We start from the raw sequence: 11,185 nt of genomic DNA, 5'->3' as shown, positions 1-11,185 counted from the left end.
GCGCTGGTGCGCGGCAATGGTGGGGCCGACGTACAGGTGGCGCACCAGCGTGTCATTACTCCATGCCCGGGTCGGTATATGGCGAGAGGGTGGGGGCCGCCCAGCTCGGGGAGGCCATCGTCGGGATTCATCGATACGCGGTAACGGCAGCCGTTCCAGGGAACATATGGCCAGGTCGGCCTGGGGCCGACTCGCAAGTCGATGTGCTGAAATCGGGGGGTTCAGCGGTCATGAGCAGCAACACAAGGGCTGTACACAGCGTCTTTCTGACCACTTCCCTGGCGGCGGGAACGCTGGTCCTCGCCGCCTGTGGCGGCAACACAGCGGTCCAGGACATGGCGGCCGGGTCCAGAGCCGCACCGGTCGCCACCACGGCGACCGCTCAACCGAGCGCCGAGTTCAACAACGCGGACGTGCGGTTCACGCAGATGATGATCGCGCACCACCAGCAGGCCATCCAGATGGCCGAGCTGGCCTCGACGCGAGCATCGAACACGGAGGTCAAGGACCTGGCAGAGAAGATCAAGGCATCCCAGCAGCCGGAGATCGAGACAATGCAGGGCTGGCTGGAGGCTTGGGGGAAGCCGATGCCGACCGGCGACATGGGGCATGAGATGCCGGGCGGGATGTCCGACGCGGACATGCAGAAGCTGGAGAAGGCCCAGGGGGCCGCCTTCGACAAGCAGTTTCTCAAGCTGATGATCGTTCACCACAGGGGAGCGATCACCATGGCCCGCGCCGAGCGGAAGCGTGGAGAGAATCCGCAGGCGAAGCAACTGGCGGAGAAAATCATCAGCGACCAGCAGGCCGAGGTGGAGCAGATGCGGAAGATGCTGGACCGGCTCCAATAAGGAATGGCTCTGTTCGACTAGATCGGTCGCTGAGCGACTATGCGGTGGTGCGGCTCGCACGGGTCCCGTGCGAGCCGCACCGAAGATCAGCGGACGTAAGCGACCAGGATGCCCATGGCAAGGTGCGGGGCCGTGGAAGCGGCAGGTTGCCACCTCGTGGAAGCGTGACCTGCCGCGTGGCGGACCCGGATTGTCACACGCGGACGTGCGGCGGGGAATCAGGAGAGTCTTGTTTAAGACATGCTGTCAGGTATGCGACAGTTCGTAGACTAGCCGGATGCCGAAGCTGTGGAACGAGACGATCGAGGCCCACCGGCGTACCGTGCATGACGCGATCCTTGACGCCACCGTCGAGCTGGTGCGGGAACGTGGGCTGCTGGGGGTGACGATGTCGCAGATCGCCGAGAAGACCGGCATCGGCCGTGCGACGCTCTACAAGTACTTCCCCGACGTCGAGGCGATCCTGCTGGCCTGGCATGGTCGCATGGTTGCCGCACATCTGGAGCACCTCGCCCAGACCGCCCAGCGCGAGAGCGACGTCGGACGGCGGCTCGTGGCCATGCTCGAGACGTACGCTCTGATGCACCAGCGAATGGCACGGCACGGGTTTGCCCCCGATCTCGTCGCGCTCCTGCACCGGTCCGAGGACGTCGGCCAGGCCCAGCAGCGGTTGCACGCCATGCTGCGCGACGCGCTCGCCGACGCCGCCCGGGCCGGGCAGATCCGTGCGGACGTGCCGGCGGACGAACTGGTCATGTTCTGCCTGCATGCTCTGCAGGCGGCCACCGCCCTGCCCGCCGAGGACGCCGTCCAGCGGCTGGTCGCGCTCACCTTGGCAGCGCTTAGAGAGAGCTGAGCCGAGACAGGCGGTCCGCGACGGCTTCCATCTGGCGGTCGCGGCTCTTCAGCGGGCCCTGGAGGAGGTGCGGCGGCGCCGGAGGTGGATGGCGACGAGAGCGCCCTTCGCCAGGACCATCGCCAGGATCATCGCCAGCACGGCGTCCGCGCCCAAGCCCGCCCAGTGCGGAACCGTCAGCACACCGGCGCCCAGCCCCATATGCACGGCAACGGCCAGGACGGCGGCCGATGTGAGGGCGACCGCGGTGTGACGCCTCCTGCGTAGGGGGACAGAGGAGGCGCTGGTGGTTCCGTCGGGATGGCGCCACTCCACAGTCAGGTTGTCGCGGCGGCCTATTCTGGTGATGTTCCTGGTGAGAAGGGCTTGGATGCGCTGCAGGCCGTCCTCGTCCACGGCCTCGACGTGCAGCGTTAACTCCTTGGGAGTGGCCCGCAGGGTGCAGGTGCCCCAGTCCAGGCTGATGGTGCCATCCGTCTCGGACCACTTGGCCTCGACGTTCTTCGGGCGTTCGCCGCCAATGTGCGGGCCGCGGTTGGCGTGGCTGGGGAAGCCGTGCCCCATCTGGCTGGCATGGCGGCACAGCTGGACGAGGTAGCGGCTGGCCCGATCGGTTGTGATGTGCGCTTCGGCGGTCGGCATCGCGGTCCTTTCGCGTGGTCAGATTCTGGTGATGGCGGCGAGCCAGGCCAGGACGCCGTCGGGGATGGCGGTGTTGTCGATGGTCCTGGCCTCGATCGAGTCGAGCTTCCAGCCGTCGGCGAACGCGTCCACGATCTCCTCCCGCGTTACGCGTCGCGGCCCGTACTGGCCTTCGCCGGGCTGCTGATCGCTGAAGCACAGCAGGAAGAGACGGCCGCCCGGCCTGACGACCGAGCGCAGGCTCTCCACATAGAGGGGCCGTTCGTCGTCGCCGAAGATGTGGAACACCAGGGAGTCCAGCACGGTGTCGAAGAACTCGCCGAACTCGGCCAGCCTCAGCACGTCGTGCTGGAGGAAGCGCGCTGTGAGTCCCCGTTCGCGCGCCTTGTCTCGGGCGCGGTCGATCGCTCTGGGGGCGAGATCGATCCCGGTGGCGTCCAGGCCACGAGCGGCGCACATGAGGGCGTGCTCCCCGGTGCCGCAGCCGACGTCCAGCACCCGGCCCCGGATGGCGCCGGCGTGGGCGAGGTCGAGGAACGCCGGTTGCGGGCGGCCGGTGTCCCAGGGAAGCGGAGTGCTGTAGAGCTCCTCCTGCGGCCCGTGTGGCGTATCAGTCATGGAAGTGTCGTTCGGTCTCTCCGATGAGCATTATGTATCTGATATATACACCATGTCTCGCAAAATCGTAGAGCCGACAAGGCATCCATACCGCATGAGCTCTCTTGAAGTCCCGGACGCCCGCCTCTACTACGAGATCCACGGCATCGGCCCTCTGATGGTCCTGATCACTGGGGCGCCCGGCGTGGCCGACATCTACCGAGCGGTCATCCCGTACGAGCCGCCCGCCCTGCGGCTGCTCCCCGACGGCGACACGTGGGCGGACTTCTTCTCCGAGGTCTACGACCTATACCTGCGAGAAGGGATCGAACGTGAGGAGCGAATGACAGTGGTGGGCCAGGAAAGAGCTGACGCCGGGCACCAGGGCGACCGCTGTCGGTCCGCTCAGCAGCAGTCCCACGCTGAGCACCCCGGCCAGGCGTTCTACCCGCTTGAGCGGAGATGCGGGATGGAGCATACGACGTACGCGAACCAGCGCGGTCTCCCCACCGGTGCCGAGCGCGAAGGCGGACGTCCGGCCGGTGGCCAGGCCGACCAGTGCGGCGGCGATCTGCTCGGGCGAGAGGCTCCGCAGCGCACCGGTAGTGATCACGGTTTGGGCGTTCCTGCCCGGCAGGCAGTAGGCCAGCCGCTCGTCATGGTCGAGCACTACCGCATCCAGGTCGCCGTCGCGCCGGCCGAGCAGAGCGAGCAGCTCCGCGTGCTCGCGTCGTTCCATGCCGGTCCTGGTCAGGACGACGGCGCCGCACGAGAGCACACGGACGACTGTGGCGCCCGCGACCAGGAGCGCACCGGCCGCCGTCAAGCCCTCGCCGTCGGAGAGCATGGCGGCACACGCTTCGAACAGCCCGGCCAGGCTACTCGCATGAGTCTCGGCAACCAGATCGCGGCGGCCACTATATAGAGCGCCAGGACGACGGCCGCGATCACGCCGGCCCGCCTTTGTAAGGGAACACCTGCAGGGCAGCCTGGAGCGCGGTCGCCTCCTCCGGGGTGAGCCGTTCGAGGAAGTGCACGAGTGTGGCGGCCTGGTTGCCGCTACCTGCCAGCACGGCCCGCATCAGATCGGCTGTGTAAGCCTCTTTCGACGAGATGGGCTCGTAAATATAGGCACGGCCGACGGGCTTGCGCTTGAGCAAACCCTTGGCGTGCAACTTGTCCATCACGGTCATCACGGTCGTGTAGGCGATGGTGCGCTGCTGTTGCAGTTCCTCCAGCACTTCACGAACGGAGGCAGGCCGTCGCCGGGCCCACATCACCTCCATGATGGTGGACTCGAGCTCCCCTAGACCGCGCATCATGCCGTTGATGCTACCGGCCATCGTAGTGATTCTTATTGGTCGACTTCCCTGGTCTGGGCCACTTGCCGGGTCGGACTGGTCGACTCAGGAGAAGGCATGTACGGACGGCCGTAGTGGTCAGCAGTCATGTCGCTGCACCGGAAAGGTAAAAAATCGCGCTCAAAACCCCTGCCCGGCAAGGGATTCTGCCACATCTGGTCAAACCGGATTTGCACCGTTCTATGCATATTTCTTACATTTGGTGGACCTGGGGCCGCACCAGCACAACTGCTTTACGCGGGGAGGTGCGTCCCTGATTGCCGAGACCGCGCTCCACCTGTACGGCAGCATGCCCGCAGGGCAGGGTGCGGCCGCCGAATCCGCGAAGAGAGCGGAACCGGGGACCCAATTTCTTGGGGTGAATCGGAACACCCGCGAGGCAGTTCCGTAGGGCACTTCCAGGCCCGAACCCGTCAGCTAACCCGGTAGGCGGCATGGAAGCAAGGAGCAGCAAACCCCAGCATGACCAAGAACGTACTTTCTCGCGCCTTCGGGTCGGCGAACAGTCCCCGGCTGGTGCTTGGAGCCGCAGTCGCCGCAGGGGCCATCTTCACCGGCACCCCCGCCCTTGCTGCGGACCACCAGAACGACCGCACGGTCGCCCAGCAGAAGCCCGCACAGGTCACGGCGGACGCGGTAATCAAGATCGCGGAATCCCAAGTGGGCGTGACCGAGAACGCGGCGGGTGGCGGCACGCCGTTCCACCAGTGGTACATGTCCTCGCCCCGCGCCATGGAAACCGTCGCCCGTGACGGGGGGAACATCCAGGCGTACGCGAACGCTCCATGGTGCGCGATGTTCGTCTCCTGGATCGGCGAGAAGGCCGGCGCTCGTCCCACCATGGGCTGGGACGCCTACACCATCACCTGGGCCAAGTGGTTCCAGAACAACGGCCGGTGGGGCACCGTCGCCAAGCCCGGCGCCGTCGTCTACTTCTCCTGGGACGACAAGACCGTCGACAGCATTGACCACATGGGCCTGGTCAAGAAGGACAACGGGGACGGCACGATCACCACGGTCGAGGGCAACACCGGCAACGGCAAGGTGGAGGAGCGGATCCGGCCCACGTCGCAGGTCGTGGGCTACGGCTACCCGCAGTACAAGGCCTGAACGAGCGCAACTGATCGGGACGGGGCCGACTGGGCCCCGTCCCGATCATGCGTTGTGCGCCCAGCATGGGCGATTGCCTGGGGGTGAAAATCCGAGCGCCACGAGCAGGGCTGAACCACGGCTTGCCAAGCGGTGACGGCGTTCGGGCATGACCAGCAGATAGCCGGACGGCCCGTCCCACCGGTCAAGCCCGGCGACAAGCCCTGCCCGCCCGTGCACCGTGGACGGGATCGTTTGTTGCGGCAGACCGCGATGGCGTTGCGGCAGGGCGAGCACGTGCACGAACAGAAGCATTCTCGCGAGGTCACGGTACGCCGGATGGCGCTGTCGAGGACTGCTCGGTCGTGGCCAACGGTGGTGAGCATGGCCTGCAAGCCAAGCTCCTTCTCGGTATCACTTGTTCGGAGGCCGGTGCGTCGCTTGCTTTGCCCGGTGGTGAGGTGGAAGGCCAGTGGATGGCAGAGCGCTTGAGGCAGCCCGCGCTCAGACACCGTGAACGGAGATACCACCCCCGGTGAAGCCGCCTGTGCCACCTGTGCGGCCCCTCGGACGGGTTCCCCCGGTCCTGGCGCAGCGCCCGCGTTGCCTGCTGCTTCTGGCGCTCTGCCCGAAGAAGCGCGCGTAGTTGCGCCGACTCCAGGTCAACGCTGATTCCACCGCCGTGGCGTATGCACGGGCCAGGCCATGCCGGAGTCGGTGGCAGCGAACGCCAGTGAGCCGGTCGAGCTTGCCAATGTAGTCAGCGCCCACCTCCGTGAGGGTGCCGTCGTCATGGAACAGGACTGGGTTGTCCTCGTGCCGCGAGTGGAGCATCAAGGTGTCGCCGCGGTCGGCGTGTTGCTTCAGCCAGTGGGTCGGCGTGCTCGGGTTGCAGCCATCATGAGGAGTTCGGGCGCAATGATCCCAGCACTCTGCCCGTCAGCAGGAGTCCAATGACCGGAAGGGCCCAGCCGATGCGCAATGGGAGCGCCGCCAGCCATTCGGGGATGCCGCTGAGCACGATGCCGGTGGCGATTACCGGGAGGCCGCGAGCGTCGATACGGGCTGCCTGGCGTTCCTGCTCGATCATGCGATCTTCCAGCTTGTCGAAGCGGCCCTGGAGGGTTGCCGCCAGTTCGGCGAGTTGTTTGTCCCTCGCGCTCTTTTCGTCGGCGAGGGAGGTCATGAGCTGGTTGAGACGGCCTTCGACGCTGCGGAGGTAGGCGTACACCATCGCGACCTGGTCGGCGACTGGCTGGTCGGTGAGCCGAGGTGGGGGCGCGTTCATGATCGTCGTGTTGCCGAACGTCTCACCGGAGCCGGATGCGCTCAGGCTGAGGGGTTGCGGCGAAGGTTTCCGGATGCGATCGAACTGCGCCCGCATCCACGAGGCAGAGGGCTGGAGGAGTGCCCGCCATCCGGCGGGGCTGATGATGATCGCCCCGATCACGGCGATAACGACACCGACGCCCTTGTTGACTTCGGCGAGGATGGCAGCCTCGGTGACGACGCTCGTACTGTTCACGAGCGCTGAGGTTATCTACAATGGCACGATCTGCCAGGGATGCCACGCTGGAGGCGATTTGGCTGTTACATCCTGGCCCTACTGTCCTGACTCAGTCGAAGTGATGCCCGTCGTGGCGCGCTCACCTGTGGCGCATCAGATGCGCTGGTTGGCTGAACGGGGCGGCATTGGGCTGCCTGAGTCGAGGCATCCAGTCGATGCTCCTTCCGCATCAGCTACCGGTGAACGGGAGAAGGCTGGAACCCGCGTGAAACCCGGTGCACGTGCGATTCCCTACAAGAGATAGACGCCCGGATTTCCTCGAATGTGACAGGATGCCGCGCGCTCAGACAGGCTGTGGGGCTGAACGCGGTTTTAATCCGTATGTTCCAGGTTCGAGACCCGGGCGCCCTACCACTCCGACCTGCGGTTTCCCGTGCCGTCCGACCACCACCACCCCAGCCCTGGCGTGATCATGCTGCCGGCATCGCGGGAGGTGCCAGCGATCCTGCTGATCCTGGACGAGGGCAAAGAGGTCCTCGGAGATGCGGCGATCCGGGGAGATTCGCCAGGCGTTCAACGCGGCCGGCTGCGCCTCGCCTTCTCCCCTTGCGGATGATTCGCGTTGCGCGTGGTGCATCCGGGAAGGTGGAGCGCGAACCGCGCGCCGCGGGGGCTGTCCTCAAGGGTCAGGGTGCCGTTGTGGGCGTGCGCGATCTGCCGGGCGATCGGTAGTCCAAGCCCTGTCCCACCGGCGTCCTTGACTCGGGAGGCCTCAAGCCGCGCGAACCGCTCGAAGATCATCTCCCGTTGCTCGGGTGGCACGCCTTCTCCGTCGTCGCTCACCTCCAGCACCGCCTCACCGTCCTCAAGCGTGAGGAGCACGGTGATGACGGACTCGGCGTGCCGTTCGGCGTTGTCCAGCAGATTGTTCAGCAGCCTGGCCAGGTCGAGGCGGTCACCCTCAACGATCACCCCGGCCATGAGGCGGTGGCGTAGGTAGACCCTGGCCGGCCGCTGGTCCAATTCGCGCCGCACCAGCTCGGTCAGGTCGAGCCTCTCGCGGCGGCCGGTGACACCCGCGTCCAGCCGGGCCACCTGCAGCAGGTCGCAGACCAGGATCTGCATGCGTTCCACGCTCTCCAGCACCGCGTTCGCGACCTTTGGCCAGTTCGCCTGGCGCGGGTCCATCAGGGCCTCTTCGATATGGGTGCGGATGGCGGTCAGCGGGCTGCGCAGGTCGTGGGAGGCTTCGCTTGCGAAGCGGAGCTGCTGCTCGACCGCGGATTGGGCTCGATCCAACGTGCGGTTCGCGGTCTCGGCCAGATCCCGCAGCTCGTCGCGGTACCTGGGCACCAGCACCCGATGGCCCAGGTCGCTGGCGGTGATCTGGGCGAGGTTGCCGGTGATGATGCCCACCGGCTCCAAGGTCTTGCCCACGATCCGATAGCTGCCCGCTGCGGTCGCCCCGACCAGGAGCAGCCAGCCGGCGGCAAGCGGGATCAGCAGCTCCGGACCGACGTACCAGGGGACGTCGGGAACGGCCATGTCGATCTGCCACACGCCGTCGGAGCGGTGAAAGGGATAGACGAGCACGATCATGCACCGGCCGGGGAAGGCCCGCGTATCGCACGTGCGGGCGCTGGCGAAGGCGTCGGGATCGGGGCGCAGATTCGTCATCGGTGGCTTGTCCGCCATGTCCGGGGTGGCCGCGGCCATGGCGCCGGCTGGGTTGAACACCTGGACCGCCCGGACCGGACTGCCTTCGGTCAGATCGGGGATCTGCTGGCGCGCCTGGATGCCCATCTCCACAGCATGCGCAAAGAGCTGCTCGGTCCGGTGTTCGATGGCCGTCTGCCGGGCCACCAGCACGATGAATACCGCCAACGCCGAGCACAGCAGCGCCATGACGGCACTGGCCAGCAGGGCCAGACGGGCCCGGATCGAACAACGATGCCACCTGCTGAACCTGATCACCCCCTCGTGATCAGCTGCACCGCAAAACCCCCGCACCGAAACCTTAACTGGCAATAAGGCGAAAAACGGTCAAAAGACCGCAAACCCCACCATGGGTGCAGTTGTGGGGATGGTGGCCGTCGTGTACGCGGTCATCGCTTCATCGGAACACGGCTGGGGCGGCCCGGTCACCATCGGGTTGCTGGCGTTCGGGCTCATGGTCATGGCCGTCTTCTTAGTCTGGAAACCGATTGTTCGGATATATCCGAACAATCGGATATCCTCGTGCTATGAGCGATGTAGACAGGTTCGTGGAGGATGCCGGGCTCTTCTACGAGCGGCTCGGTCTGAGCCGCACGTCCGGGCGGGTGATGGGCTGGCTGCTGACCGCCGAGTCCGACAGCGCGGACGCGCCGGAGCTGGCCGAGGCCCTGGCGGTGGCCAAGAGCAGCATGAGTGTCGCGCTGCGCCAACTGGAGCAGGCCGGCCTGGTCGAGCGGTTCCGGGTGCGGGGCGAGCGGCGCGACCGCTACCGGTTGGCGGAGGACGTCTTCGCCCGCGCTTTCCGCGCCAAGATGGCGGAGTTCCAGACCTTCCGCGAGCTGGCCGAGCAGGGCCTGCGCGCAGTCGGCGACGATCCGGCGCGCCGGCGGCGGCTGGAGCTGATGCGTGACATGTACGTGTTCATGATGGACCGCTTCCCGAGCCTGCTCGACGAGTGGGACAAGCGCAAGGACCAGCGATGAGACCGTTATTGATCACCGCGGGCAGCCGCGGAGACGTCCAGCCCTACCTCGCACTGGCCCGCGGGCTCCGCGCCGCCGGGCACGAGCCCGTCGTGGCCGCGCCCCGCCGGTTCGAGCCGCTCGCCACCGCGCACGGCGTCGCCTTCGTGCCACTGTCGGACGAGATGTTGGCGCTGCAGGACTCGGTCAAGGGGCAGGGCGTGCGCGCGGCCATCACCGCCGCCCGGTCGGTCAAGCCCATGCTCCGGCGCCTTCTCAACGACCAGGCCGCCCTCGCCTCACAGGAGGCCGACGTGGTCGTCTACCACCCGAAGTCACTCGGCGGGCCGTACGTGGCCGAGAAGCTCGGCGTCCCGGCCATCGCCGGCCTGCTGCTCCCGCTGTACCTGCCGACGGCAGCGTTCTCCTCCCCCATCCTCCCCGTACGCGTGCCGCATGCGCTCAACCGGGCGAGCTGGCGGATCGCGGCGGCCGTCGAGGCCCCCTACCGGGGCACCGTTCGCGCCTGGCGGACGCAGGCGCTCGGCTTGGCCGACGGCTTCCGGCCGGTCGCCGACCTGGTCACGGAGGGCGGTGTGCTGCACGCCTGGAGCTCGCACCTGCTCCCGGCGCCCGCCGACTGGCCCGCGTCCGCCCATCCCACAGGCTTCTGGACGATGTCGGCGGACGACGGTTGGACGCCTCCGGAGCGGCTGGCCCGTTTCCTCGAAGAGGGCGATCCGCCGGTGTACGTCGGCTTCGGCAGCTCGGTCACCGGCGACCCCGAGACGCTGACCGCCACCGTGCTGGAGGCCGTGCGACTGACCGGGCGGCGTGCCGTGCTGGCCACGGGCTGGGGTGCCCTGCGGCCTGACGTGGTACAGGACGACATCCTGGTGATCGAGGAAGCCCCGCACGACTGGCTGCTGCCGCACATGGCGATGGCCGTGCACCACGGCGGCATCGGTACGGTGGCGGCCGCCCTCCGCGCGGGCGTCCCGCAGGTCGTCCGCCCCTTCGTGGGCGACCAGCCGTTCTGGGCCGATCGCCTGCACCGCCTCGGCGTCGCCCCGGCCCCCCTCACCGGCCGCCTCACCCCCGAACGCCTGGCCGCCGCCTTGATGGCCGCGACAGAGCTGGTGTCCGCGGCGCGGGCCGTCGCGAAAGCCGTCTCTTCGGAGGACGGCGTCGCCGCAGCCGTGTCCCGCATCGCCACCCACACCTGATCTCGACACGGACAGCACCAGCAGCTCCCGACCGCCCATGCGGGTGGTGCCGGTCGACGGCCGAACGAGCCGAAGGTCGAGACCATTCCGCGGTCAGGAAGGCCAGAGCGTGACGGCCGGAAGGATCAGTGTGACGCCGACCATGATCGTGCTCATGATGTTCCACCGACAGGGGGTCCTACTGAATCGGACGTCGCAACGGGCGTGTCCGATACCGGTCTGCCTGCGCCGCAGCCACGGGATGTCGAAGGCGATCAGGAGGAAGACCGCGATGGCGGGCCACCTGCGTTCGGCCTCGTCGTTCATGTGATGTCCGACATCGCCGGCATGTTGCAGCGCTGCCCGCAGTTGAGCGTTTGACACCGATGGCCAGGGCAT

Annotated in this window: 14 protein-coding genes and 1 riboswitch; of the genes, 6 read left to right on the top strand and 8 right to left on the bottom strand. The window is 67.2% G+C overall.

Annotated elements, in window-relative coordinates:
• Positions 1 to 335: 335 nt before the first annotated feature.
• Together ABN273_RS43155 and ABN273_RS43150 are read left to right on the top strand one after the other, a co-directional pair.
• Positions 336 to 851, top strand: a complete 516-nt coding sequence (locus tag ABN273_RS43155) for a DUF305 domain-containing protein (RefSeq protein ID WP_349455319.1) — start codon at positions 336 to 338, stop codon at positions 849 to 851.
• Positions 852 to 1,128: 277 nt separating this feature from the next.
• On the top strand, positions 1,129 to 1,707 hold the full coding sequence (locus tag ABN273_RS43150) for a TetR/AcrR family transcriptional regulator (protein WP_349455317.1): 579 nt from the start codon (positions 1,129 to 1,131) through the stop codon (positions 1,705 to 1,707).
• A 48-nt stretch (positions 1,708 to 1,755) separates the two neighbouring features.
• On the opposite strand, the gene ABN273_RS43145 is transcribed toward ABN273_RS43150, so the two are convergent.
• Both ABN273_RS43145 and ABN273_RS43140 read right to left on the bottom strand, forming a co-directional pair.
• The gene (locus tag ABN273_RS43145) at positions 1,756 to 2,349 is read right to left on the bottom strand and encodes a DUF2218 domain-containing protein (protein WP_349455316.1); all 594 of its coding nucleotides are present in this window, start codon (positions 2,347 to 2,349) and stop codon (positions 1,756 to 1,758) included.
• 18 nt (positions 2,350 to 2,367) lie between these two features.
• Complete coding sequence (locus ABN273_RS43140; RefSeq protein WP_349455314.1) at positions 2,368 to 2,967, bottom strand: class I SAM-dependent methyltransferase; 600 nt, start codon at positions 2,965 to 2,967, stop codon at positions 2,368 to 2,370.
• Between the two features lie 94 nt (positions 2,968 to 3,061).
• Between ABN273_RS43140 and ABN273_RS43135 the strand changes: the two genes are divergently transcribed.
• The gene (locus tag ABN273_RS43135) at positions 3,062 to 3,871 is read left to right on the top strand and encodes a hypothetical protein (protein ID WP_349455312.1); all 810 of its coding nucleotides are present in this window, start codon (positions 3,062 to 3,064) and stop codon (positions 3,869 to 3,871) included.
• A 22-nt stretch (positions 3,872 to 3,893) separates the two neighbouring features.
• Here ABN273_RS43135 and ABN273_RS43130 read toward each other — a convergent pair whose 3' ends face one another.
• Positions 3,894 to 4,289, bottom strand: a complete 396-nt coding sequence (locus ABN273_RS43130; RefSeq protein ID WP_349455311.1) for a BlaI/MecI/CopY family transcriptional regulator — start codon at positions 4,287 to 4,289, stop codon at positions 3,894 to 3,896.
• Between the two features lie 320 nt (positions 4,290 to 4,609).
• A riboswitch (cyclic di-AMP (ydaO/yuaA leader) is annotated at positions 4,610 to 4,754 on the top strand.
• 15 nt (positions 4,755 to 4,769) lie between these two features.
• On the opposite strand from ABN273_RS43130, the gene ABN273_RS43125 reads away from it, so the two are divergent.
• Positions 4,770 to 5,417, top strand: coding sequence for a CHAP domain-containing protein (locus ABN273_RS43125; protein ID WP_349455309.1), 648 nt, complete (start codon positions 4,770 to 4,772; stop codon positions 5,415 to 5,417).
• Positions 5,418 to 5,462: 45 nt separating this feature from the next.
• Here ABN273_RS43125 and ABN273_RS43120 read toward each other — a convergent pair whose 3' ends face one another.
• From ABN273_RS43120 to ABN273_RS43105, 4 genes are all read right to left on the bottom strand, one after another.
• Positions 5,463 to 5,711, bottom strand: a complete 249-nt coding sequence (locus ABN273_RS43120; protein ID WP_349455307.1) for a hypothetical protein — start codon at positions 5,709 to 5,711, stop codon at positions 5,463 to 5,465.
• A 583-nt stretch (positions 5,712 to 6,294) separates the two neighbouring features.
• A complete protein-coding gene (locus tag ABN273_RS43115; RefSeq protein WP_349455306.1) occupies positions 6,295 to 6,921 on the bottom strand; it encodes a hypothetical protein in 627 nt (208 codons plus the stop codon).
• Positions 6,922 to 7,476: 555 nt separating this feature from the next.
• Complete coding sequence (locus tag ABN273_RS43110; protein WP_349455305.1) at positions 7,477 to 8,877, bottom strand: sensor histidine kinase; 1,401 nt, start codon at positions 8,875 to 8,877, stop codon at positions 7,477 to 7,479.
• Between the two features lie 69 nt (positions 8,878 to 8,946).
• Positions 8,947 to 9,081: a hypothetical protein gene (locus tag ABN273_RS43105; RefSeq protein ID WP_349455304.1), complete on the bottom strand. Its 135-nt coding sequence runs from the start codon at positions 9,079 to 9,081 to the stop codon at positions 8,947 to 8,949.
• 65 nt (positions 9,082 to 9,146) lie between these two features.
• Here ABN273_RS43105 and ABN273_RS43100 point away from each other — a divergent pair, with 65 nt between their 5' ends.
• Together ABN273_RS43100 and ABN273_RS43095 are read left to right on the top strand one after the other, a co-directional pair.
• On the top strand, positions 9,147 to 9,602 hold the full coding sequence (locus ABN273_RS43100) for a GbsR/MarR family transcriptional regulator (RefSeq protein WP_349455303.1): 456 nt from the start codon (positions 9,147 to 9,149) through the stop codon (positions 9,600 to 9,602).
• Entirely contained in the window at positions 9,599 to 10,807 is a 1,209-nt protein-coding gene (locus ABN273_RS43095; RefSeq protein WP_349455302.1) for a glycosyltransferase, read from the top strand. The genes ABN273_RS43100 and ABN273_RS43095 overlap by 4 nt, the downstream gene beginning before the upstream one ends.
• Before the next feature lie 93 nt (positions 10,808 to 10,900).
• On the opposite strand, the gene ABN273_RS43090 is transcribed toward ABN273_RS43095, so the two are convergent.
• Positions 10,901 to 11,113, bottom strand: a complete 213-nt coding sequence (locus ABN273_RS43090; protein ID WP_349455300.1) for a hypothetical protein — start codon at positions 11,111 to 11,113, stop codon at positions 10,901 to 10,903.
• Positions 11,114 to 11,185: the final 72 nt, after the last annotated feature.

Source organism: Nonomuraea sp. B19D2 (assembly GCF_040137845.1).
Taxonomy (GTDB): Bacteria; Actinomycetota; Actinomycetes; order Streptosporangiales; family Streptosporangiaceae; genus Nonomuraea.
The sequence above is the reverse complement of the archived record's forward strand: the minus strand, read 5'-3'. Positions and strand labels throughout refer to the sequence as shown.

What these genes read in the sequence shown, in the direction of transcription:
- ABN273_RS43090 (WP_349455300.1), bottom strand. Translation starts at nt 11,113, where the DNA reads ATGAACGACGAGGCCGAACGCAGGTGGCCCGCCATCGCGGTCTTCCTC.
- ABN273_RS43100 (WP_349455303.1), top strand. Translation starts at nt 9,147, where the DNA reads ATGAGCGATGTAGACAGGTTCGTGGAGGATGCCGGGCTCTTCTACGAG.
- ABN273_RS43130 (WP_349455311.1), bottom strand. Translation starts at nt 4,289, where the DNA reads ATGGCCGGTAGCATCAACGGCATGATGCGCGGTCTAGGGGAGCTCGAG.
- ABN273_RS43135 (WP_349455312.1), top strand. Translation starts at nt 3,062, where the DNA reads ATGAGCTCTCTTGAAGTCCCGGACGCCCGCCTCTACTACGAGATCCAC.
- ABN273_RS43140 (WP_349455314.1), bottom strand. Translation starts at nt 2,967, where the DNA reads ATGACTGATACGCCACACGGGCCGCAGGAGGAGCTCTACAGCACTCCG.
- ABN273_RS43095 (WP_349455302.1), top strand. Translation starts at nt 9,599, where the DNA reads ATGAGACCGTTATTGATCACCGCGGGCAGCCGCGGAGACGTCCAGCCC.
- ABN273_RS43120 (WP_349455307.1), bottom strand. Translation starts at nt 5,711, where the DNA reads ATGCTTCTGTTCGTGCACGTGCTCGCCCTGCCGCAACGCCATCGCGGT.
- ABN273_RS43105 (WP_349455304.1), bottom strand. Translation starts at nt 9,081, where the DNA reads ATGACCATGAGCCCGAACGCCAGCAACCCGATGGTGACCGGGCCGCCC.
- ABN273_RS43150 (WP_349455317.1), top strand. Translation starts at nt 1,129, where the DNA reads ATGCCGAAGCTGTGGAACGAGACGATCGAGGCCCACCGGCGTACCGTG.
- ABN273_RS43125 (WP_349455309.1), top strand. Translation starts at nt 4,770, where the DNA reads ATGACCAAGAACGTACTTTCTCGCGCCTTCGGGTCGGCGAACAGTCCC.
- ABN273_RS43155 (WP_349455319.1), top strand. Translation starts at nt 336, where the DNA reads ATGGCGGCCGGGTCCAGAGCCGCACCGGTCGCCACCACGGCGACCGCT.
- ABN273_RS43145 (WP_349455316.1), bottom strand. Translation starts at nt 2,349, where the DNA reads ATGCCGACCGCCGAAGCGCACATCACAACCGATCGGGCCAGCCGCTAC.